Genomic DNA, 21,572 nt, shown 5'->3' with positions numbered 1-21,572 from the left:
GTTCATCCTGCTGCCCTTCTTCCAGAAAATTAATGTGTCCAAAGCCCCCAACCGACCCTATTGGAATGCTCTGCTGATTTGGGTGATCGGGATCCTGCTGCTTGCCGCTTTGCGGCTTTGGAGCTTTAGCCTGCTCCTGACGGCGGTGACCTTGCTGTTGACCAGCTTTTGCACGCTGCTGTTTTAACCGAGATCCTCAATACCTTACGAGCATTCCTGCTGCCCGCCAACGCTTTGCCCTTGAATTTTGGGCGTGAATTTTGAGCGAGATCTGTCGCCGTTTCCAAGCAAGGCTAGGTTTCTTAACAGGGATCGGAAGCAGCCCTTACCTCTTGGCGCAAAATGGCTTCTACCAACTCATCCAGAGCCTCTAGATCAGATGGATCATAGTTTCTTTCCCAGAGGATTTGGTTAATGCTGGACTCCTGCTGTAGAGTTAAAACTGAAGATTGTAGAACTTCATCGATGATCTTGCGAATGCTCATCTTAACCTCGCAATCGTGAGTAAGAATGGATGGCTTTGGCTCATAAGGCTAGAATGCTGGAAACGCTCTGCGATAGCCATCGCGAGGATCACGTATTTTGACATCAGAATCTGGGGCGACTCATCCAAACCCTTTCGGGGAAATCGCCAATAGTACTTTTACGGACTTGAGCTATGGATGGCGCTGAAGTCTGCGAACTTCTCAGGATCTTCTGAGACAGACCTGCCCCCCATTGAGGGCAGCTTGGGCCTCACCCTCTGTGGCGAAGGCGGTACGAATGATGCGCTCACCGGGATGGCGATCCCCTGCCGAAAGGCCGAGATCCCGCACCACAAATGAGCGCTGGATCCAGCGGTCGAAGCCATCGTAGCGGGGAGAGAAGGCAGTCCGTCCGTGAACGGTGCGGCGATTGTCAATACAGAGCAGATCCCCTGTTTCCAGCTTGATGCCTTGGTAGACAGCGTGGATTCCCTTCCTCAGGGCTTCTAGAGCCAGACTGGCTTCGGGGGTGAGCCCCACCATCAGGTCTTCGTCGTAGTTCCAGAAGGGATCCTCTCGACGGCCATACAGCACCGGCAAAATGGGTCCATTGATCAGGGCTTGCCGGTTGCCGAAGGAGTAGTCGATGCCGGTGCGATACAGGGGTTCAAACAGCAGCTCCCGCTCTCGCTCTCCTAGCAGAGGCAGGACATGACGGATGCTGGCGTAGGTGGTTTCCGCCACACGATCATGGTCGGGGCGCAGGCAAAACAGCAGCAAAAACTCCGGTGAGTGGGGATGAAAAACCGTCTCGCGGTGAAACTGTAGCCGAGTGCGGGATCCCTCGGAAGATTGCACCTCTTCGCTGTCGGGAGTAGGCACCAAGTTTTGAAACAAATCCCCGTTTTTTTCTTGGATGTAGGAGACCAAATGCCCCAAGCGGCTGCCGATCATTGCCAAGCAGCGTTCGCTGACAAAAGTGGTTTTCTCCTCAGAGCGCTGCGCCAGAGCCGGTGTGCGGGTATGGTCTAGTCCGGGATCCACGGGCAAGCCCCGCAGCAGCAGGATCCCTTCCGAATTGGAATACAACTGAAACTCCAGCAAGGCCCGCCGCAAATGTCGGGGCAGCTCATCTGCCCGCATCTCGCAGTCCAGGAGAAATTCCTCTGTTTCCCGGTAGGGATCGGGCCCAGGTGCCAAAAACAGGTTTATCGTCTTTTCATCAAAGCCCCGACAATCGATCAGCAGGCATCCTTTTGCAAGCTGTGAAGTCTTCATCACGATCCCTCACCACCCACTGCCCTAGTCATAGCAGCCGCAGCAACTTTTGGGCAGGGATCCTACACTCAAAACCCAATCTCGGCGAGTGTAGCGCACTACCCTTCGGTGCTAGAACCTCAGTCTGAGGCGGGGCAGAGTTTTGCCTGCTGCATCAGAAGTTAACTGGGGATCCCCATGTCTGGGCAAGATGTCCATTAGGATGAGTTCCAGGGGCTGGCCAGCGCAGGGAACCGGCGTGAGGTGGGCAAAGTGGGATCTGCCGAGCGCTGGGTTATGGGGAAAGCTTCAACAAACTCGCAGGCGAGGTTGCAACACCATGGCACCAACTTGGCAAACCGATGGGCATACTTGGTTCCTTCTGCCCCCTCAACCCCGCGCCGTCGTTCACTTTCTGGGTGGAGCTTTTGTGGGAGCTGCCCCGCAAGTGTTCTACAGCCGCCTGCTGGAAGAACTGGCCCGTATGGGCATGGCCGTTGTTGCCACCCCCTACACCACCGATATCGATCACGCCCAACTGGCGCTCAACGCAGCCCAATCTTTGCACAGAAGCCTGCAAAGCAAGGGTTTGCTGGAGTTGCCCCTGTTTGGTTTGGGCCATAGCCTGGGCTGTAAGTTGCAGATCCTCTCTTGTCTAGCCGTTCCTTCTCTGGGATCCCAGCGGCGAGGCAATATTTTCCTGGCCTACAGCAATGCCGGGCTAGATCGGGCTTTGCCATTGCTGCGGCTGTTGGCCCAAGCTTGGCCTCAACAACAGCTTGCCGATCTGTGGCGGATGTGGATGGGATCCTCCTCGCCGCCTGTGAATCTGTGGTTAGAGTTCGAGCCTTCCCCAGCAGAAACCAACCGCTTAATTGAGGAGCAGTATCCGGTTAGACACAACCTGCTCGTAGAATTTCGACAGGATGATATTGACGACATTCCTCTGCTCTACCAACAGCTTTGCCGCAAGTATCAAGGCCACACCGAGTGGCAGCATCTCGAGGGGGATCACCTCACTCCACTGGGTTTTAGCTATCCTTTCCAAGTCGGGGAGGAGTTCAGCCCCATCGATGCTTTTGGACAGTTGATCTACCAGAACCTACTGGCCCCCAACCACCAAATGATCCGAAGCATCCGAGCCTGGCTGGCAACCCAATTGGCCCATTGACATTCTTCCCACGGCTCAAGTCAACGGATTTTTTCACAGCTTGCAGGATTTCTCCCGCTCACTGTTGGCAAGCGGGCGGCAGGTCTTGCTACTCCATCCTTGCGGATGCAGGAGGATGCCATAACCCCAGATACTTTGGCCTTCCATTTCAAACTAGATTGAAACACTCCCTAAGCGTTCTCCGCTGCCGCCCTACCCCCAGCAAGAGAGGGGAGCTCAAGAGAGGGGAGCTAGATGGAAATGTTTCATTCCGGCTTAAAACGACTATAAAAGCTGCGTCACAACCTCGCTAGCGGAGCTACTGCATTGGTGTAGCTCATGACCGCCCATTTACTGATCAAGCCAGCTCAAATCGGAGAGCAGATCTTGAGAGTAGGAAGAGGGGGACTGCGCTTGCAGATGAAACAACATCTGAAGGGTATCGCTCATCAGAAAGTAACAGGTCAAGACGCCGCCGGCAGCCACAGCCACCAGTGTCCCTGCCAACATGCGTGAGAACTCCTGACTCTGAAAAGCCTGCTCCATCAAGCGCAGCGCCCAGAATCCCAGGAGGACAACAATGGCAAGGATGATCAACATATCGTAATTTATTGTAACAAGCCTGCTGCTCAACGGCCATTGACAGAATTGAATAAGAACATAAGGACTCCCCTTGTCCCTCATGCTCCATGACTCTGAGTCAGTGTACAGAAGGGCTTGGCGTGCCTGGATTTGCAGCCCTTTTCGGTTGCCCTTGCTGCAGGCCATGAGCACAAAAGGGATCCCACCGGCAAAGATTGCAGGTTGGGCCGGCGTTCAAGCGGGCTACAGCCGACGCCCGTTATCGGAAATGCGGGTGGATCAGGAGCTGATGTGGCTGATTCAGGTAGGGCTGTTGCGACGGGAAGTGGATGGGCAGGGGATCACCGACCGGTACCGTCTGGCACCTCTGGGTCGGCAGTTGCTGCAAGATCTGGAGAGGGATGAAGCTTTTGCCGGGATCTCGGCAAGCTGGGCAGACCACCTGCAGAATAGGCTGACCCGCTGGCGGCTGCTTCCCTGAGGATCCCCTACACTGGATCCAACGTTCAACGCCGCTCTCGAGGGGGATATGGTACGGCCAAGGTTGATGCGTGTGCCCGGATCCCTGGCACTCCAACGTCCACTCCAAACCTCTTTGCAGCGGCGCAGCCAAGCAATTAACCGGCGCAGCAAGTCTATCTACCGCAAAACCCGCTCCCTCTACCGACGCAACTTGCCCCTTTATCTGCGCAATTTGCTGTTGCAATACCGCACCAGCCTTATCTACAACCTCAAAGCCAGGCCTGTCAGCAGAACCCGTCGAGGATAGCAAGCCCCCCTCTGGATCCCAGCACAACAGTCTTCACCCCGTCGGAGTTGGTGATGGAGATTGTCCACCTCCAAGCCTGTGTAACCCCGTAGGAGGGGTACTTCTTGCAGGAGACTATTGGATTGTGAAGCGGCCAACTCCCACCTTCTCGCCGTTGACATGAATCTCGACGCGGTAGCGGCCGGTGTAGGGTTGGCTGAAGCTCAGAAAGCCTCGCACGGTATCGGCCAAGGGATCCCAGGGAACATCTAGCCTGCGGATCAGTTGCTCGCCCCCAGCTTCTCCGCCCTCGTAGTACCAGAGTATCTCCACCTTGGCGTTGACAGGAAGGTTGCCCACTGGCAAGATGGCCCAGATCAACGTGTCGGTGGTCTTGAACTCGGTTGTGGCCTCGCCAGGGCTGCCGTCCCCCCGACCTCGGTACAGGCCGATTGTCCTTAGCCCCGCCTCTTTGGGGGTTCCTTGGCTGTAGGCACGGGCATCCGCCTGCGCTTCCTGACCTAGGCGATCCAGCTCGGCCAGCAAATCTTCCTGCTGCTTCAGGGCATCGGTTGCTTCCTGCAGCCACCGGGCGATCTGCCGCTCTGAGGTTGGGGCTTCCGAAACCGGGGAAGAAGGCTGTGCAATCGCCCCGCTGAGGTTGCGAATGGGAAAACCCTGAGCTGTCCCCACCTCGCTGCCCAGTAAGTTCAGCCAGCGGCTGCGCAGTTCAGGCATCATCTGGGGCTTGGCGGCGTAGGCAATGCGCACACTGCCGCGCGGGCCTCGGGTGATCCGGCCAATCTCATGTTCCTCAACTCCACTCACCGTCCCACGGCAACCAGCACTGCGGAACTCGTAGAGCACATCTTCTTCGCTCTCCCGATGAAACTCCCAAGTCGTTTGGGGGCAGCTAGCCAGGATGTTGTCCCGCATGTGGTTGGCGAGAAAGCGCGGCGATCCCTGGACATGAACGTCCATGACGGAGAGCATTTCTCTCCAAGAGGCCAAGCTCTCTCCAGGCCGTATGAGAAGGGTTAGAGTAACCCCTTCTAGGACTTGATGATCGGCGAAAACCCACTCCCCTGGATCCCCCTCGATGACGACGTTTCCCGATGGGCTGAGGAAAGCGGATGCAAACAGCAGGCTGGCAAAAAGATTCAACACAATGCCCTTCCTTATCCTGGGATTTGTACTTGAAAATGAGATAGGACGACTTTCAAGCCACTCACTGGGCAAGCAAAGAAGGGCTGGACAAAGAGGCTAGAGTCTTCGTCGTTGCCGTTTGCAAGGCTCACCTCAGGAAAATCTCGATAGATCCCTACAGCTTGATTTTGCTGACCTTACCAAAACGTCAATTGACCCCCCCCCAAAACATTGACCAGCCTAGCACAATTGAGCTCAATTCTGAACCCCACTTTGCAGAAATGCCGTGTTTTTCTGATGAGTATATCCATTTACATTGAACAGATATCAGCCTGTTCGTTCAGAAACCTGAAGCTCCCTGTATGGCAATCGAAAGCTGGTCACTTTAGTAGGTTACTGTGGCCAACTGAAGAGGAGATCTTTCCGATGATCAACCAGTTATCCCCCAAGGTCTCCAGCCGGGGCTCCACCAGTTGCCAGCTCTGGTTTACATCAGGGATCCCCTCGCCTGCTACCGGGGTTGGCGCATCGGCTCCCCCCAGGATCTTGGGAGCGATAAAGGCGGCTACTTTCTGGATCGCCCCATCTTTGAGGGCTGCCCAGGCCAGCGTACCCCCGCATTCCCAGAGGGCGCTCAGACACCCCCGCTGAAAGAGCACTTGTGCCACCCGCGAGGGGGTTACCTGGGGCAGATGCAGCAGTTCTACCCCCTGCTCGGCCAGGGATCCCCACAAAGGATGGGTTGCCACAGCTTCTGTGATCACCAACGTCAGCGCTTCTTCCACCTGCCACAGATGGGCGACGGGAGGTAGGTTCAGGGAACGGCTGAGGACCACCCGCAACGGCTGGGATCCCTGCAACTCCGCCAGGCGACAGGTGAGGCGCGGGTTATCCTGCCAAACGGTTCGGGATCCAACGATGACGGCATCATGCCAGGCCCGCTGTTGGTGTACCCACTGCCGCGCCAGAGGGTTGCTGATCCAGCGGCTGTGGCCGGTGGCGGCGGCGCTCTTGCCATCCAGGGTCATGGCGTATTTCAGCAGGCCGAAACACTGTTGCCGCACAATGGCGAAGGCAAACCCCTCGTTCAGCTCCTGGCACTCCCGCTCCAGCACTCCCACCGTCACGTCGATCCCCGCCTCCTGCAGGCGTCGGATCCCTTTGCCGGCCACCAAGGGATTGGGATCCTGCATCCCCACCACAACCCGCCGGATCCCGGCGGCCAGGATGGCCTCGGTACAAGGGGGAGTGCGCCCATAGTGGTTGCAGGGCTCCAGGTTGACGTAGAGCGTTGCGCCTCTGGCCAGGGATCCCGCCTGTTGCAGAGCCAACACCTCCGCATGGGGCTGCCCTGCCCCCGGATGAATGCCTTCTCCCACCACCCGATCCTCCTGCACGATCACGCAGCCCACCCGTGGATTGGGAGAAGGACGCTGAGGTGTGGAACGGGCCAGGGATAGACACCGTTCCATCCACTGCTGATCCGAAATCATAAAATGGGCATCCGCTCCAGAGCGGCTCAAGCCGGTGACAAGGCTGCCAACTTGCGGTTGAAAGCTGCAATTGCCTTGGATTCTAGCTCTGCCACCTGCAATGCGTAGTCGCGGGCACGGGCCTTTTGTTCGTTGCTGACAATCTCTCCCGAACGCAGGCGATCCAACAAATCTGAGGGATCCAACACCTCATCCATCGGGAAGCGGCCCAGATGAATCATGATCGGCAGGCATATTCTTCGCCAAGAATCAGAGCGGAAGTGAGTGTGGGTGATTCCCTCTCTCCCAGCTTGAGGGTGGGACGAGCCTTGCGGCCAACCACCACCTGGCGATGGGTCTCGATCACTGCTCTGGCCCGATCCAGATCTTGATTTTTCCAATCCACAGCCAGCCTGAGGCGGTGGGCGATGAAATCCGCAGTGGCGATGTAGAGCAGAGAAGGATCAAAGCATAAACCCGCGTCTGGGCAGTTGACGCCACCGTTGCACAAAACGCCGGGAAGGTGATCCCCGCCTCCACCACCGTGGTCACCCCTGAGCGGATCCCCGCCTCATCCGCCGGCAGACAAAAATCCCCCACCGACGTGAAAACCCAGTTGCCCGATCTCGTCCAATCCCTGGTCGGGATCCAGCAGATGTGCGTTGATAAACAGGGTGGCAGCCACCAGAACTCCTGCCAACAAGGCATTAGACCGGTATTGCGGCAAGGTAAAACACTTTTTTCTTGCAATTTGTAGGCTCAACTACAAAATCCGACGCGGAGAAGACCGCAATCTGAGCGTGATACCTGCTACATCTGCCGTTTCGACAAACAGGCTCTAATATTGGGATGGTTATTCTAGGAGCTGCCTTCATGACCTCTTCCCCCCACCTGACCGCTGCAGAGGGGGCAGCGGGTTCTGCCAACGGGCTGAAGGAGGCATCCCTGTTTGGGGAACGGGATCCCTTGGCCCATTCCCTTCAAGTCAACGAAGCCTTCAACCGCAGGAACAACCTGTTGAACCGTCGCCTGCAATTGGTGGAAGAACTCTGGGAATCGGTGATCCTGCAGGAGTGCGGTCAGTCTCTGGTGGATCTGTTGCAGCGACTGCGTTCCATGTGTTCCCCAGAAGGACAAGCCCTGGAGTACCCGATCCCAGAGGTACTACAAATTATCGAGTACCTCAGCCTCGACGCCACCATCCAAACGGCACGGGCCTTTGCCCTCTTCTTCCAGTTGATCAACATTGTTGAACAGCACTACGAACGGGCAGAAGACTCGGACATGCGCATGGTGGATAGCCAACAGCGCACCGTGCGAGAAAACGAAAAATTTGAACGGCTGTTCCCTTACCTGCGGGCTCAAGGGGTGCCGCCGGGCCTACTGCGCAGATTGCTGGAGCAGTTGCACATTCGCATGGTCTTTACCGCCCACCCCACCGAGATCGTCCGCCACACCATCCGCGAGAAGCAACGAGCTTTCTCTCGCCTGCTCGGCCAACTGGATTGGGCAGAACAAACCCAGCCTTTGCAGGCCCAGATGATAAAAGAACAGATGGCGGAAGAAGTTTTGCTTTGGTGGCGCACCGACGAGTTGCATCAGTCCAAGCCGACTGTTTTGAACGAAGTCGATTACACTTTGCACTATTTTGAAGAGGTGTTGTTTCAGGCCATCCCCCTGCTGCACGAGTACCTCAGCCGCAGCTTGAAAAAGGCTTTTCCCAGCGTCGAGCCGCCGCCGGCAGGATTTTGCAACTTCGGCTCATGGGTAGGCGGGGATCGGGATGGCAACCCTTCCGTCACCGCCGATGTTACCTGGCAAACGGCCCGCTATCAGCGCAACCTCATCCTGGGCAAGTACATCGAATCGGTGAAGGCTCTCACCAAAACCCTGAGCATTTCCCTGCATTGGGGGGATGTGGACAGCCAACTGCTGGATGCCCTTGAGCAGGATCACCGCCTCATGCCTGAGGTTTACGAATCGTTTTCGCTGCAATACCGCCAAGAGCCCTACCGCCTCAAGCTCAGCTACATTCAGCGGCGGCTGGAGTTAACGCGGGAGCGCAACCGCAACTTGGCCGACTCCGCTTGTTTGCCCACCCCTCCCCCTGTGGACAACGCCTATGCCAACGCGGAAGAATTCCTGGCCGACTTGCAGCTTATCCAGAAAAGCTTGAAAAACAGCGGCCTTTCCTGCCGTCAGTTGGATCATCTCATTCAACAGGTACAGGTGTTTGGCTTTCACCTGGCCCATCTGGATATCCGCCAAGACAGCAGCTACCACGAAGCCGCTCTCACGGAAATTTTCGAGTACTTGCGCATTTTGCCGCGTCCCTACAACGAGATGACGGAAGAGGAAAAAACCGCCTTTCTCCTGCAGGAGCTACAAACCCGTCGGCCTCTGATACCGCTGGAGATCGCCTTTTCCGAGAAAACGGCAGAGCTGATCGCCACCTTTCGCACCCTGCGCCGCATGCAGCAGGAATTCGGCTTGGCCATTTGCCAAACCTATGTGATCAGCATGAGCCGCCAGTTAAGCGACCTGTTGGAGGTGCTGCTGATGGCCAAGGAGGTGGGTCTCTACGATCCCATTAGCGGTCGCGGATCCCTGGCGGTGGTGCCGCTGTTCGAGACCGTCGAAGACCTGAAGCGGGCCCCGGAAGTTTTGCGGCAGTTGCTGGAGATCCCTTTCTATCGCCAGTACTTGGCTCAGCAGGGGAATCTACAGGAGGTGATGCTGGGCTACTCCGATAGCAACAAAGATTCCGGCTTTTTGAGCAGCAACTGGGAGATTTACAAGGCTCAACAACGCCTGCAGACGGTGGCCGAATCCTACGGGGTGAAGCTGCAGATCTTCCATGGCCGGGGCGGTTCGGTGGGCCGTGGAGGGGGCCCGGCTTACGAGGCCATCTTGGCTCAGCCAGGGCGCAGTGTGGGGGGCCGCATCAAAATTACCGAACAGGGAGAGGTGTTGGCCTCCAAGTATTCCCTCCAGGATCTGGCCATTTTTAACCTGGAAACCGTCACCAGCGCCGTGATCCAGGCCAGCCTACTGCGCACCTACCCCAACGATCTGCACGAGTGGTCGCGCCTGATGGAATCCTTGGCGGAGCGCTCCCGGCAGGTGTACCGTAACCTGGTCTACGAGCAGGAGGGCTTTGTGGAGTTTTTCCACGAGGTCACCCCCATTGAAGAGATCAGCCAACTGCAGATCAGCTCCCGTCCCGCCCGCCGCAGCGGTAGCCAAAAAGACATCGGATCCCTGCGGGCCATTCCCTGGGTATTCAGTTGGACGCAAAGCCGCTTTCTCTTGCCGGCCTGGTATGGGGTTGGCACCGCCCTACAAGAATACGTGGCCAGGGGCGAGCACAACCTCAACCACCTGCAGCACCTCTATCGCGAATGGCCTTTCTTCCGCATGGTGATCTCCAAAGTGGAGATGACTCTGGCCAAGGTGGATTTGCAAATAGCGCGTCACTACGTGCGGGAGATGAGCTCTCCAGAACGTCTAGAGCGGGCGATGGAGCTGTTTGAGTGTATTGCCCAAGAAATGCACCGCACCCGCACAATAGTGCTGCAGATTACGGGTCACAGCGAACTGTTGGAGAACGACCCTTATTTGAAGCGCTCGGTGCAGTTGCGCAACCGCTCTATTGTGCCCCTCGGCTTTATCCAAGTCTCCCTCCTCAAGCGCCTGCGAGAGCGTCAGGGATCCCGCACCGGACGAACACGCTACGACCGAGCTGAACTTCTGCGTGGAGCTTTACTTACCATTAACGGCATTGCCGCCGGGATGCGCAACACAGGCTGAGGGATCCGACTAATTGACCCTGGCGCTGCTTCTATCAAGTTCAGATCGGCATTGAGAGCCTATCAGAACAGATCGTCATCATACTCTTCTGGCTCCACCTCTACTGGCTCTACTTCGACAACGCGGCGGGAAGGACGGCGGGGGGGTTCATCTGCGTAGCTTTCCCCTTGGTCTTGGGGCAACCGTGGGGGACGGCGACGAGTAGCTGTACCTGTGCTGCGCTCTTCCTGCACATCCACATCCTCTGGATACTCTTCGGTGGCAGGACGACGGGGGCGGCGGGCCTCTGGCGGCGGTGCTGGTTCATCGTAGTCCGTATCCTGACGCGGGCGGACCCCTGGCTCCTCGTAATACTCATCCCCTTCGGGTCGGCGGCGGGGACGCACACGGGTATCGCTGGTCAGTTGGGGCCGCGGGCGACGGCTCGGCTCTGCGCTGCCTTCGGGAATAGAGCGGGTGGAGGAGGTGTCGCGAATACGGGATCCCTCAGCCCGGGTGGAAACCGTGCGCCCTTGGGCATAGCCATCCGGGGGATAGGTGCGGCTGAAGCCTTGCCGCCGAACGGTCGGACGAGCCCCGCCCACCTGCCGTGCCTTTTCACTCAAGAGGATGCGCAACCGGAAAGTTTCGAGGGCAAACCAGCCGGCCATCACCGCCAACAGCACCTGGGCAAAGAACAGCAACGGAATGAGCCGCTGACCTTCCAAGAGCAAACAGACGGAATAGATCAGGCCCATCGTGGCAAAAATCACGTCGTACTCAGCGGAGGCCTCGCGCTTGATGAACCGAACCGCGAAGATGGCTCCACTGGCAATCGCCACCAGCGCTGCCATCAAAAAGTAGGGGCTTTGGGTGAGAAACATGCCAGGGATCCCTAAACGATGAAGACGGGAGAGCGTTGAGCCTTATCCATTCCACAGCCGATCCTAGCATTGATCCTCCTGGTGGCACGGACAACAAAACCCAGGTTTGGGTGTAGGGACGGGATCCCTCTTCAATAAAAGGGATCGATGCTAAAATCGGCAGCATCTTCCTGCATGTTCCATGCTGTATCTGGCACGAGTACACAAAAAAAGTCTCTTCGGCCAGGGGGAGCTGCAGCTCTTGGCCCGGCAGGCCGAGGACGGGGTTTGGATGCCGCTGCGCAAGCCAGAAGGGGTCACCTGCAAAGAGGTTGGCCCTTACAACATTGGGGTGTTGCTGCTGGTTGAGCTTTCGGAAGAGCGGCAGGTACGGCGGGTGGAAGAGGCAGCCATGAAGCTGGTGGAGATGTTGCACAACCTATCCCGAACCCACAGTCTGGTGGATCTGTCGGAGATTGAAAGCTGGCGGCAATCCTTGACTCGGCAAAGCCAAGAGCTGAGCCGTCGCGAAGCAGAGGTGGCCGCTCGCCAAGAGCAACTGCAACAGTGGGAAAACCGTCTGCGAGAAAAGCTGTCTCCTTGAGCTCTCAGATCTACTCTTATCTTAAGTAGAGTCATTTTAAGCTAATTGAGAAGCCCCCCAAGTGCTCTGTGCCGCTGCCATCACCCCATCTCCCAAAAAGAAAGGGGAGCTGAATGGAAATGTTTCATACCTGTTTAAAATGACTGTAAGTCCAAGTAAGTCTATGAGTGAATCTGGATGTTCTGCGCCTTCCCAAATCAGTAGTGATACGACCCGGATCAACTTGAGTTAAGCCATTCTTTTCCCCCAGAATAAGCGGGGCAAATCCGGGATCCATCATGCCCCATGTTGCCCATGGCAACAGACTGTCCCACCTCCAGTGTAGAAATCCCCCGACTTTAGTCGGTGAGAGTGTCAACCCTGTACTGGTGCTGTATGGATCGATCAAACAGTGCTGAGATCTGGCCTTAACTCGCGGGCACCTCGCAGATAAACATGCTGCATGTCCGCTTGAGCAAGGGGAGTATTCAACTGGATCAAAACCCGAATGCAACGGGGTAAGTCGCCGCTCACCTCCATCTGTTGCACATCCAACAGAGGCACCGACTCCCAACCGGGGCGACGACGAGCAAATTGGGCAGGAAAAGCTGCATTTAAATCAGGGGTAACGGAAAAAATAACGCTGACTAGTTCAGCCGGATCGAGGGCGTTGCGGTGCTCTAGCGTATCCAACAGCTCAGTCACCGCCGCGCCAATGGCCTCGGCACTGTTTGTAGGTACGGTGATGGCTCCCCGAATTGCTCTGACTCGCCACCCCAATGGCCACACCCTCGTGCGCTTGAGCTCGCCTCGCTTCCAGAAAATTATACAGACTCATCTCTACTGGGATCCCATCCCTCTGGAGGAAACCGGCTCCTGTCACCTATCTGGGTTGCAGGAGCTTTTCCAGGATCTGCTCATGGCTGAGGCCGGAGTCCACCCAGGCTTCTCCCTCTTTGAGGCGGGCGGCAGCGGTCACGACAAACAAATTGCTCTCTGCTCCCAAAGCCTCGCTGGCAGTTTGCACGCAGAGCAAATCCTGGCCGGTTAGCTGGCTAAACCAGGTGGCCAACAGCCCTGCCTCCAAAAAGCCCATCGGACGCTTGAAATGGGGAGGGGTGACAGCAGCGAAGGGAGAATTGCGAATCGACACCACCAGGACTCCCTGATCTTTGTAAGTCCAGTCGATCTCGATCAATCCCCAGCCATGAGCTTTCCAGGCTTGTCTCAGACTTTGCAGAAAGGTGCCCATCTCTAGCTCGGCCAAAGGCTTCTGGTAGTAGTCGGAGAGTTCTTGGGCAAAACGGCGGAAAAACTCCTTGCCCCACATCCGACCACAGTTGCGCAACACCAAACGAGCAGCCTGGCCGGTCTCGTATTCCAGGCCCGTGTAGATGCCCCGCAGCAATGCCTCTGGAAGGGCCAAGAGACGCTCACCGTGGCGACTTTCCAGCAAGCCGGATTCCAAATCGCTTCGCAGATAAGCGCTGGGTGTGTAGTAGTTGGCCAAAACGGGCGTATAGGGATCGAAGTTGACTGAGCCATTGGAGATAGAGCTGGTGCCGTTCATAAGGGATCCCCTGGTTATCCAATCCAAGTCGTTATTGATCTTTAAGCATCCAAATAGGAGCAGGGTGCAGTTGACAGTTCGTTGGTTGTTGAGCTGGGAGAACGGTTGTTTACGCTCCAAATCTTATGGCGATCCCTCCAGCAATTGAATACCCCTTGGGCAGATTTACTACAACGCTAACATTAACTCCAACGACACTGAAGTCTCCGGCTAGTTGAGATAGAGCGCTCTAGCACCGAAAAATGTAAAAAGCAAAAAAGTATCTAGCTCTAAAACAGCAAGGCCACCTGTACCTGGGTGATTAAGGGGCGGATAAACTCCAACTCTCCAGGAGCCAGATGGTCTCTCAGCTCTTGCTGGAAAATCCGATAGGCAACCTCATAAACCCTCTGCAGCCCGTACAGGCGCACCTCTTCTTCCATCCACTCGATCAGCCGCTCCTTCAGGAGGTTTTCGTCCTGCAGCAACATGGCCATAGCGCTGTGACGCAGCAGCAACAGCAGGTGCCGCCGACACAGATCCAACACTTGGGGGGAAAGGTCAGGCATCTCCTTTTGCAGGGCATCTAGGGTTTTGCTCACCACCTGGCTCTCCCGTTCCCGCAAAACTCGGTACACATGTTGTCGTTTTGGCCAGCCGAGAACATAGGCCTTCAGATGCTCCAGCTCCTCTGGCTTGAGGTAGCGGGCTTCCGACTCGATCAGCATCTGCTCCAAGGGGCTTACCATCTCGCTTCTTCCGGATGTCAGTGGGTGCTAGGAGACTCAAAACAAGCTGAACAGATCTGCCAAGGTGATCTGTTCTTCTGCCGGCTCGGGTTCTGGTGCTGCCGACAGGGATCCCAGAGAATGCGCAGCCAAACTCAGGGGATCCCCCGCCCAGGGGATGGAACCAAAATGCTCCCGCACTTGCAGAAAAGGCATCGGCAGAGAGCGCATCTGTAGGGGGCGGTTATCCCAATTTAGACGGGCAAAAAAGCTCTGCACCGAATCTTCTAAAGCAATCTTCCAGGTCATGCCTTGGCTACTCCCTGGCCTGAACGCAATTTTTGGGCAATTTCGCTGGCACTGGCCCCTTCGTTTAGCCAGAAGGCAGCCGCATCGATGCGATCTTTGCTGCCGAGCAAAAACTTGCAGTAGCTTTCTCCCATGGAGTAGCACTGGATCTCGATGCAGTTCAGTTGCCGTTCCACCATGGTGCTAAAAAAGCCGGCAAACAATCCGGCGTAAAGATGACAGACAGGTTTGCCCACATCCCCCAGGGTGCGGGCCACGGCGGAGTCAAAGAGGTTGATGAAAATAAACCCTTGCCGCCGACTCTCGGTTTCTACCTCCCAGCGCCCCCATCCTTGCGAGGTCAGAGGCCACCACCAGGTTTCCAAGAGAAACATGAGATTACTCTGCTTGGGCTGGCGCCGATATTCCTCCTCAAACCAGCGGGAAAAATGGAGGGCATCGTTGCGTCCCCACTCTCGGCCAATGGTGTACATCAGAGAAGCCGAGGCATCTCCCACTTCTTCCTCCAGGCCCTGCTGCAAGCCCAGAATAAAGTCTTCGCTCACCAAGACATTGCGGGCACCCGTCCAGTCCACAAGGGATCCCTGGGAGAGGTCAAAGCGAAAAAAGTCTTCGCGGCTGTAGTGGTTATGCCGTTGGGCGGCAGGCTGAAGAGGTATCTCAATGGGGGCAGTCGTCATGGTTGGGTGAGGAGAGATCAGATTTTTTAACACTCCTTATCATACCCTTCTTAATTGGCATTTTTACCAAAAAACTGGGTCTAAAGCCTCGTCCTCAAGGCCTACGGCCCGCTGACGCAGTTGCAACAGCGTTGCGGAGCAATGGGGGACGGCTTTGGGATAGACTCAGGGCGACGGCAGGGTAGTCAACCGCTCCAAAAACCCAGCAGGAGTGGGTCAACTGGAGAAAACTGCCCTCAGAGGGAGACAGAAAAGCCCTGAGTTGTTGTAAAGATTTATTCAAAAATTGGGAAGAAGAGCTGTACAGGGATCCGGAGCAGTACTTAAGACTGAGGCCTGACCTTGATGAAAGCAATGGCAGACCGCCACAGCAGCGACTCCCGCCCCTCGGCATCGGCTAAACAGAGGCAATCGGGATCCTGCCAGCGCAACTGGCCGACGAAGACATCTCCGGTATTGAGTTTGACCTCGAGGGTTTCCCGATCCTTGATGACCTTCTGCAGGCGACGCACGCTCGGGATCCCGGTGTTGAAATCGGTCACGACAGCCCTATCAGCCAGCGAGAAACGGTATGTCAGCAAGCCCACTGCCCCCAGTATAGGGGATCCCTGCCGCTTCCCACTGCCCCTCCACCACACTTCCACAACTTGGGCTCAAAACTCGCCCTCATCTTTGCCCATTTTTTCTGCTGGCGAGTACTATGTAGGGGGGATGGCGCTTAGAAAAGCGGTAAACCTTTCGAGTTCGCCGTCTTTTTTAAGCGAATCCACGGGTGTTCTCCCCGAAAAAAGCCAGCACAATAGGGCTAGGGTGATAGAGGGTGCGGCTGTCGCCCTAGGGAAGGTGAATCCTCAGCTGGGATCCCTTCTACATGCCATTTTGCCGCCGAGTTGTCTGTCCTTTTCAACCCTCATCAGTATCAGCAGTATCAGTGCAGGAGAGATCGTTATGGCAGTTGAGAAAGTGAACTCCTCGTCCAGCTTGGCCGAAGTGATCGATCGCATCTTGGATAAAGGTATCGTGGTCGATGCCTGGGTGCGGGTTTCTTTGGTTGGGATCGAGCTGTTGGCCATTGAAGCCCGCGTCGTTGTGGCTTCCGTGGAAACCTACCTGAAATACGCTGAGGCTGTGGGTCTGACGGCTACTGCTGCTGCTCCTGCCGTCTAAATCTGCCTAACCAAAATCACTCAACCAAGGAAAGTGCCCACAACCCTCTCGCCTTGAGCATCGCAATGGTTGGATGAGTTATGCTCTCTGGGCGGAGGCGTAGGAAGCTAGCCGTCGGAAAGCGAGGCAGGGATCCACCGCCGGTCTCTGCCTTGCTTCTGCGGGTTTTGTTCGAGGATTGAGTCTTGCAGCCGCACTGAGCTACAGGTTGGCAGTGCCATCGAGTTGGGAACAGGCAGAGAAGCTGTATCCACCCAAGCATTGAACACGACTTAAGGGATTGAACACCATGAGTTTGCAGGAACAATGGGCCATGGCCCGCAGCCAGCGGGTGGCTCAGAATCGAAGTTTGTTAAGCCGATCCCGGCAGCAGCGCCTAGAGCAGCACCAAGCCCTGATGGTTGAGCTGGGGCAGCGCCGCCAGCAACGACAAGAAGCAATACGGCACCAGACGGAGCAAACCCGCAGCCAATTGCAGAAACTGAGGCAGGAGCGGGCTGTGAGGCGATCCCTGGACGAATGCTCCCGTTCGGAAGCGGCGGCTCAGCGGGCCAAGTCGGTGGCAGAGAGTCTGGCTCGCCTGGAGCAGGAACGAGCTGCTCAATTGGAAGTCAGCCGGCAGCAATTGCAGGCTTTCCGGGCTAACTTGACTGCGGCTGTGGAGCATTTGCTGAGCACCTATACGCAGGCTCGGCAGGCGATGGCCGACAAAACTCAGCAAGCGCGGCAGTCTTTTTGCGCCGATTTGCGGCAGTGGGTACAGGCTCTCCGGCAAATGGCTCGACAGGAGCTGGCTCAGATGGCTCAGGAACAGCAAGCCCAGGCCCAGGCCCTGCGGGGATCCCTGGCCACTTTCCGGGCGGAGTTGCATAAGCAGGTGTGGGGCAATGGGATCCCTGACCTCATCCCAGAACCTGAAGTCTCCACTTCCAGTGCAAGCTCTAACAGTGCCGTTGCGACTGCCGGTGAGACTGCTTCCGACTCAACGCCTGTAGCCGAAGGTCAAACCCCGGTGGAGCCGTCCGCCCCGGTCTCTGTTTCCCAACCCCCAGGGGGCTTGACAACGCTCGAACCCCCTGAAGTTCCGCCTACTGTTGAGAAACAGGTGGATCCCATCCTTGACTATGTCAACAAGTATGTGAGTGATCTACAAGCGCAGGATCCCAACTTGACCCTGCTGCAGGTAATTGGGGATCGGGAACGGGTGCGGGATTTGTTGGCCCGCGGCGCGGTGGATCTGGGGGTGGATCCCTCGGAAATCTTGGCTACGCTGCGGCGCATGGTGTCGGGGACGGTCGCAGTTTAGTTGTGCCGAGCGCAGGAAGAACATCCGGGCTATAGTCAAGGCAAAGGAGTCTAGGGCAGCAAAGAGGTTGAGTATCTCCATGGCCACGGTTCTGCAGGCGCGTCCCCGCCAGTTCGTGAACACCCCCTACATTGAGCGGATTACCCGCCGCGCTTTGCGCTATTTGCAATCGGGCTTTGCGGTGCATTTGCGGGGGCCTTCGGGTACAGGCAAAACCACTTTGGCGATGCACCTGGCCAGCCTGCTGGGCCGCCCCATCATGCTGATCTATGGGGATGACCGCTTCGATTCTTCCGACCTCATCGGGGGGCGCACCGGTTTTACCCATCGGCGGGTGGTGGACAACTTCATTCACTCGGTGGTGAAGACGGAGGAGGATGTGCAGCAGCGCTGGGTGGATGCCCGCCTTACCTTGGCTTGCCGAGAGGGGTTTACCCTCATCTACGACGAGTTCAATCGCTCCCGCCCTGAGGCCAACAATGCTCTCCTGAGTGCCTTGGAGGAGAGGCTGCTGGTGTTGCCGCCGGACAGCAACCGCTCGGAATATCTGCGGGTGCATCCCCAGTTCCGGGCCATTTTTACCTCTAACCCGGAGGAATATACCGGGGTTCACAGGGCCCAAGATGCGCTGCTGGATCGGATGATCACCATCGATATGGGGGAGCCGGACATCGAGACCGAAAAGGAGATTCTCACCTCGCGAATAGGCTTATCCGGCCCCGACGCCCTCAAGATCGTCCACATTGTGCGGGCTTTTCGCCGCAAGTTGGATCTGACGCGCCACCCCAGCCTGCGCAGTTGTTTGATGATCGGGCGCATTGTCAAGGAACATGAGCTGGCAGTTAGCAAAGAGAATGCCGATTTTCGCGCTTTGTGTGCGGATGTGCTGTTGCCCCGGGCTGGCAAGCGCTATGAAGAGGGATCCCAGTTGCTGAATTATCTGCTAGACCAACTGCCTGGCTGAGTCTTTTGCCTGTTGGTACACTTTGGAGGTCGATGAACTCTGTGCCGATTAGCTCTCAACCCTTGACCACGGCTACTCACGGCTCCTCGCTGGCCGATGTGTTGGAGCGGGTACTGGATAAGGGCATTGTGATCGCCGGAGACATCACCGTTTCGGTGGGCAATGTGGAGTTGCTGAATGTGCGCATTCGCCTGCTGATTTCTTCGGTGGATAAGGCCAAGGAGATCGGCATCAATTGGTGGGAATCGGATCCCTATCTCAACAGCCAGGCGCGGGAGCTGCTGGAAGCCAACCGACAGCTCATGCAGCGCGTTGCCGAATTGGAAAGACAGCTTGCCCAAGCTCTACCTCAGGGGGGAAAGGGAACGGACCCATAGGCTGCCCCCCGCCATTGTGACCTGGATTGACGGGCTAGACTGGCTGCTGTGGTGGTTTGACGGGGTGATGGGGCATGGCTTTGGAGATGGCGTTTGACCGGAAGGGTTGGCAGCGGCTAGGGACGCTGGGCTGGGCTGTGGGTGTGGTGCTGGTCCTTGGGATCCCGGCTTTGGGTCAGAATCCCCGTGCCATCAGCATCAGCGCCGATGTGCAGGAGGCCAACGCCAACACAGGGGTTTTTACGGCCATTGGCAATGTCACTCTCAGTTTTCCTGCCGAGCGGCTTACGGCCCGCGCCCAAAGAGCTGTGTATTACAGCCAGGAGCAACGCATTGAGCTGGAGGGCCAGGTCATCATCAACCAAGGGGAGAATCAGTTGCAAGCGGAGAAAGTCATTTACCACATCGACAAGGGCACCATCCAGGCAGTGCCATCGGCAGGGCGGCAAGTGGAGTCCATCTACGTTTTGCCGGAGCCCAGCTCAAGTCCTTAGCTGATCCCCACACTTTTTTCCAGCAGCACGGACTCAGCCAACACGGCTATACCGTGATTTCGTCACCGATCATCCCAGCCTGCAGGGTTTCCCTCACCCCCAACCCCTCTCTCAAAAGGAGAGGGAAGCCAGGGACAGACATAACAAATCGTTTCATTGCTGTTTGAAATGACTACATTTGAAATGACTACACATGGGGCAGCGCTGGAAACGAGCTCGGGGAATGTCGGCTTAGATCCGTTTAGGATGTAGTAATTCATTTAGGATGTAGTAGTTCGGGCGGCAGACTTTTTCCCTGACTCTGAATCAAAGGATGGCTGATGGATGTTCGGGATCCGAGTTCCTCACCCCTGGCAACGAGAGGCACAGGTCACTCCAGAAGAGATGTTTTTCAGCCGGCGGCAATTTCTAGCGCAACTGGGATCCGTTGGGGTGGGAGCCAGTTTTTCTATTTTTGGGTTTGGCAGCAGGGGAGCTGCTCCCTCGGTAGAACGAGAGCTGAGGGGGATCCCACTCAACCCCCACTTTTCGGATGTGGGCAGGCCCGTCACCGAGGAGATTGTAGCTGCTCGTTACAACAACTTTTACGAGTTTGGCTCCGGAAAGCGCGTCTGGCGGGCTGCACAGGCTTTGCCCACGGATCCCTGGACTGTCGAGATTACCGGGCTGGTGCGGCATCCTCAGCGGTTGGGCCTGGAAGATCTGTTTAACTTCCCCCTCGAAGAGCGCATCTATCGCTTCCGCTGTGTGGAAGCCTGGGCGATGGTGGTGCCGTGGTTGGGCTTTCCGATGCGGCTGTTGCTGGAACGGGTGGATCCTTTGCCGACGGCTCGATTTGTCCGCTTCACTTCCTTTTACGATCCGGAAATTATGCCTGGCCCAATCTGGCCCCCCAACTTGCCTTGGCCCTACACGGAAGGGTTGCGGATCGAGGAAATGGCCAACGAGTTGGCCTTTTTTGCCCTCGGCGTTTATGGCAAGCCGTTGCCCAAACAGCACGGAGCGCCAATTCGCATGGTAGTTCCCTGGAAGTATGGCTTTAAAGGGGGAAAATCCATCGTCAAAATCGAGTTTTTGGCCCGTCAACCCTCCACGTTTTGGAATACCCTCGCCCCTGAGGAGTATGGATTTGAGGCCAATGTGGATCCTGGGGTGCCCCACCCCCGCTGGTCACAGGAGCAGGAAGTCTTGATCGGTTTCGGATCCCGTTCCCAGTGGCAAATCGTTCCCACCTTGCCCTACAACGGGTACGGAGAGTACGTTGCCCACTTATATGCCTGAAGACGCCCACGAAAGGATTCGAACCTCCGACACCTGGGACCGGAACCCAGTGCTCTAGTCCACTGAGCTACGTGGGCAATGCAACTGCATTAACCATCATATCTGCTGACTTTCAGTTCTGCCAAGGGGGCAAAGCTGCGGCGGTGCTGCGGGGTGGGCCCCAAGTTCTGCAACGCCAGTCGGTGCTCCCGCGTGCCATAGCCAGCGTTGGTGCGCCAGCCGTAGCCGGGGTACTGCCGATCCCAGCTCTGCATCAAGGCATCTCGCCAGACTTTGGCCACAACTGAAGCAGCGGCAATGGAGAGGCTGATGTGATCCCCCTTGACCAGGGCCGTTTGCCGGGATCCCAGCTCGGCCAGCGGCAATCCATCCAGCAAAATGTGTTCGATTGGATCCAACTTGGCCAAAGCCCGCTGCATGGCTAGCACCGTGGCCTGGCGAATGTTGAGCCGGTCGATCTCAGCAGCAGAGGCACTGCCAACGCCCACAGCCAAAGCCACCTGCCGAATCCGTTCCGCCCATTGAGCGCGTTGCTGCGGACGCAGTTGTTTGGAATCCCTCACTCCCTCCAGTTCTTTGGGATCCATCTGGGCCGGCAAAATTACCGCCGCCGCCACCACTGGCCCGGCCAGGGCTCCCCGCCCCACCTCATCCACCCCCGCC

General features: G+C 56.8%; 26 protein-coding genes, 1 tRNA gene and 1 pseudogene. 12 read left to right on the top strand and 16 right to left on the bottom strand.

Annotated features, from left to right (window positions below):
• Window positions 1-187 (top strand): annotated as a pseudogene (locus NW856_RS06465) (hypothetical protein); the annotation flags it as partial.
• 115 nt (window positions 188-302) lie between these two features.
• Here NW856_RS06465 and NW856_RS06460 read toward each other — a convergent pair.
• On the bottom strand, window positions 303-485 hold the full coding sequence (locus NW856_RS06460) for a hypothetical protein (protein ID WP_414399563.1): 183 nt from the start codon (window positions 483-485) through the stop codon (window positions 303-305).
• 201 nt (window positions 486-686) lie between these two features.
• A complete protein-coding gene (locus tag NW856_RS06455) occupies window positions 687-1,742 on the bottom strand; it encodes a TauD/TfdA family dioxygenase (protein ID WP_414399562.1) in 1,056 nt (351 codons plus the stop codon).
• 319 nt (window positions 1,743-2,061) lie between these two features.
• Between NW856_RS06455 and NW856_RS06450 the strand changes: the two genes are divergently transcribed.
• Window positions 2,062-2,892, top strand: coding sequence for a DUF1350 family protein (locus tag NW856_RS06450; RefSeq protein ID WP_414399561.1), 831 nt, complete (start codon window positions 2,062-2,064; stop codon window positions 2,890-2,892).
• 330 nt (window positions 2,893-3,222) lie between these two features.
• On the opposite strand, the gene NW856_RS06445 is transcribed toward NW856_RS06450, so the two are convergent.
• On the bottom strand, window positions 3,223-3,471 hold the full coding sequence (locus tag NW856_RS06445) for a hypothetical protein (protein WP_011433446.1): 249 nt from the start codon (window positions 3,469-3,471) through the stop codon (window positions 3,223-3,225).
• Between the two features lie 82 nt (window positions 3,472-3,553).
• On the opposite strand from NW856_RS06445, the gene NW856_RS06440 reads away from it, so the two are divergent.
• Both NW856_RS06440 and NW856_RS06435 read left to right on the top strand, forming a co-directional pair.
• On the top strand, window positions 3,554-3,934 hold the full coding sequence (locus tag NW856_RS06440) for an Npun_F0494 family protein (RefSeq protein WP_011433445.1): 381 nt from the start codon (window positions 3,554-3,556) through the stop codon (window positions 3,932-3,934).
• 48 nt (window positions 3,935-3,982) lie between these two features.
• On the top strand, window positions 3,983-4,222 hold the full coding sequence (locus NW856_RS06435) for a hypothetical protein (protein WP_148202739.1): 240 nt from the start codon (window positions 3,983-3,985) through the stop codon (window positions 4,220-4,222).
• Window positions 4,223-4,336: 114 nt separating this feature from the next.
• Here the strand turns inward: NW856_RS06435 and NW856_RS06430 are convergent, their stop codons facing one another.
• The 4 genes from NW856_RS06430 to NW856_RS06415 form a co-directional block, all read right to left on the bottom strand.
• The gene (locus NW856_RS06430; protein WP_414399560.1) at window positions 4,337-5,368 is read right to left on the bottom strand and encodes a hypothetical protein; all 1,032 of its coding nucleotides are present in this window, start codon (window positions 5,366-5,368) and stop codon (window positions 4,337-4,339) included.
• A gap of 359 nt (window positions 5,369-5,727) precedes the next feature.
• Window positions 5,728-6,840, bottom strand: a complete 1,113-nt coding sequence (gene ribD, locus NW856_RS06425) for a bifunctional diaminohydroxyphosphoribosylaminopyrimidine deaminase/5-amino-6-(5-phosphoribosylamino)uracil reductase RibD (protein WP_414399559.1) — start codon at window positions 6,838-6,840, stop codon at window positions 5,728-5,730.
• A gap of 26 nt (window positions 6,841-6,866) precedes the next feature.
• Entirely contained in the window at window positions 6,867-7,061 is a 195-nt protein-coding gene (locus NW856_RS06420) for a hypothetical protein (RefSeq protein ID WP_414399558.1), read from the bottom strand.
• A gap of 121 nt (window positions 7,062-7,182) precedes the next feature.
• Window positions 7,183-7,419 (bottom strand): hypothetical protein, encoded by a 237-nt coding sequence (locus NW856_RS06415; RefSeq protein WP_148202738.1) that lies wholly within the window; start codon window positions 7,417-7,419, stop codon window positions 7,183-7,185.
• A gap of 273 nt (window positions 7,420-7,692) precedes the next feature.
• On the opposite strand from NW856_RS06415, the gene ppc reads away from it, so the two are divergent.
• Window positions 7,693-10,629, top strand: a complete 2,937-nt coding sequence (gene ppc / locus NW856_RS06410; RefSeq protein WP_414399557.1) for a phosphoenolpyruvate carboxylase — start codon at window positions 7,693-7,695, stop codon at window positions 10,627-10,629.
• A 62-nt stretch (window positions 10,630-10,691) separates the two neighbouring features.
• Here ppc and NW856_RS06405 read toward each other — a convergent pair whose 3' ends face one another.
• Window positions 10,692-11,492, bottom strand: coding sequence for a Ycf66 family protein (locus NW856_RS06405; RefSeq protein ID WP_414399556.1), 801 nt, complete (start codon window positions 11,490-11,492; stop codon window positions 10,692-10,694).
• A 181-nt stretch (window positions 11,493-11,673) separates the two neighbouring features.
• On the opposite strand from NW856_RS06405, the gene NW856_RS06400 reads away from it, so the two are divergent.
• A complete protein-coding gene (locus tag NW856_RS06400) occupies window positions 11,674-12,075 on the top strand; it encodes a hypothetical protein (protein ID WP_414330894.1) in 402 nt (133 codons plus the stop codon).
• A 384-nt stretch (window positions 12,076-12,459) separates the two neighbouring features.
• Here the strand turns inward: NW856_RS06400 and aroH are convergent, their stop codons facing one another.
• The 6 genes from aroH to NW856_RS06370 form a co-directional block, all read right to left on the bottom strand.
• Window positions 12,460-12,834 (bottom strand): chorismate mutase, encoded by a 375-nt coding sequence (gene aroH, locus NW856_RS06395; RefSeq protein ID WP_414399555.1) that lies wholly within the window; start codon window positions 12,832-12,834, stop codon window positions 12,460-12,462.
• 103 nt (window positions 12,835-12,937) lie between these two features.
• Window positions 12,938-13,624, bottom strand: coding sequence for a V4R domain-containing protein (locus NW856_RS06390; RefSeq protein ID WP_414399554.1), 687 nt, complete (start codon window positions 13,622-13,624; stop codon window positions 12,938-12,940).
• 269 nt (window positions 13,625-13,893) lie between these two features.
• Entirely contained in the window at window positions 13,894-14,352 is a 459-nt protein-coding gene (locus tag NW856_RS06385) for a hypothetical protein (RefSeq protein ID WP_414330903.1), read from the bottom strand.
• 36 nt (window positions 14,353-14,388) lie between these two features.
• Window positions 14,389-14,640, bottom strand: coding sequence for a hypothetical protein (locus NW856_RS06380; RefSeq protein WP_414399553.1), 252 nt, complete (start codon window positions 14,638-14,640; stop codon window positions 14,389-14,391).
• Window positions 14,637-15,320: a V4R domain-containing protein gene (locus NW856_RS06375; protein WP_414356148.1), complete on the bottom strand. Its 684-nt coding sequence runs from the start codon at window positions 15,318-15,320 to the stop codon at window positions 14,637-14,639. Before NW856_RS06375 ends, NW856_RS06380 begins: the two co-directional genes overlap by 4 nt.
• A 323-nt stretch (window positions 15,321-15,643) precedes the next feature.
• The gene (locus tag NW856_RS06370; protein WP_041437389.1) at window positions 15,644-15,862 is read right to left on the bottom strand and encodes an Hfq-related RNA-binding protein; all 219 of its coding nucleotides are present in this window, start codon (window positions 15,860-15,862) and stop codon (window positions 15,644-15,646) included.
• 406 nt (window positions 15,863-16,268) lie between these two features.
• Here NW856_RS06370 and gvpA point away from each other — a divergent pair, with 406 nt between their 5' ends.
• The 6 genes from gvpA to msrP all read left to right on the top strand — a co-directional run bounded on the left by gvpA (window position 16,269) and on the right by msrP (window position 20,909).
• Window positions 16,269-16,487: a gas vesicle structural protein GvpA gene (gvpA, locus tag NW856_RS06365; protein WP_011429717.1), complete on the top strand. Its 219-nt coding sequence runs from the start codon at window positions 16,269-16,271 to the stop codon at window positions 16,485-16,487.
• A 289-nt stretch (window positions 16,488-16,776) separates the two neighbouring features.
• Window positions 16,777-17,793 carry a gas vesicle protein GvpC gene (gvpC, locus tag NW856_RS06360; RefSeq protein WP_414399552.1) on the top strand — a complete coding sequence of 339 codons (1,017 nt, stop codon included), beginning with the start codon at window positions 16,777-16,779 and terminating at the stop codon, window positions 17,791-17,793.
• A 79-nt stretch (window positions 17,794-17,872) separates the two neighbouring features.
• The gene (gene gvpN / locus NW856_RS06355; protein WP_011433426.1) at window positions 17,873-18,757 is read left to right on the top strand and encodes a gas vesicle protein GvpN; all 885 of its coding nucleotides are present in this window, start codon (window positions 17,873-17,875) and stop codon (window positions 18,755-18,757) included.
• Window positions 18,758-18,789: 32 nt separating this feature from the next.
• Window positions 18,790-19,134: a gas vesicle protein gene (locus tag NW856_RS06350; protein ID WP_049749583.1), complete on the top strand. Its 345-nt coding sequence runs from the start codon at window positions 18,790-18,792 to the stop codon at window positions 19,132-19,134.
• A gap of 74 nt (window positions 19,135-19,208) precedes the next feature.
• Window positions 19,209-19,628 (top strand): LptA/OstA family protein, encoded by a 420-nt coding sequence (locus tag NW856_RS06345; protein ID WP_414399551.1) that lies wholly within the window; start codon window positions 19,209-19,211, stop codon window positions 19,626-19,628.
• 324 nt (window positions 19,629-19,952) lie between these two features.
• Window positions 19,953-20,909 carry a protein-methionine-sulfoxide reductase catalytic subunit MsrP gene (gene msrP, locus NW856_RS06340; RefSeq protein WP_414399550.1) on the top strand — a complete coding sequence of 319 codons (957 nt, stop codon included), beginning with the start codon at window positions 19,953-19,955 and terminating at the stop codon, window positions 20,907-20,909.
• Window positions 20,910-20,912: 3 nt separating this feature from the next.
• On the opposite strand, the gene NW856_RS06335 is transcribed toward msrP, so the two are convergent.
• A tRNA-Arg gene (locus tag NW856_RS06335) sits at window positions 20,913-20,986 on the bottom strand.
• Between the two features lie 12 nt (window positions 20,987-20,998).
• The coding region (locus NW856_RS06330; RefSeq protein WP_414399549.1) for a ribonuclease HII at window positions 20,999-21,572 on the bottom strand (574 nt) is incomplete at its 5' end.

The organism is Synechococcus sp. R3-13 (genome assembly GCF_047462195.1).
In the GTDB taxonomy this organism is placed as follows: domain Bacteria; phylum Cyanobacteriota; class Cyanobacteriia; order Thermostichales; family Thermostichaceae; genus Thermostichus.
Note: the sequence above shows the minus strand (reverse complement) of the source record. Positions and strands in the feature narration are given on the sequence as shown.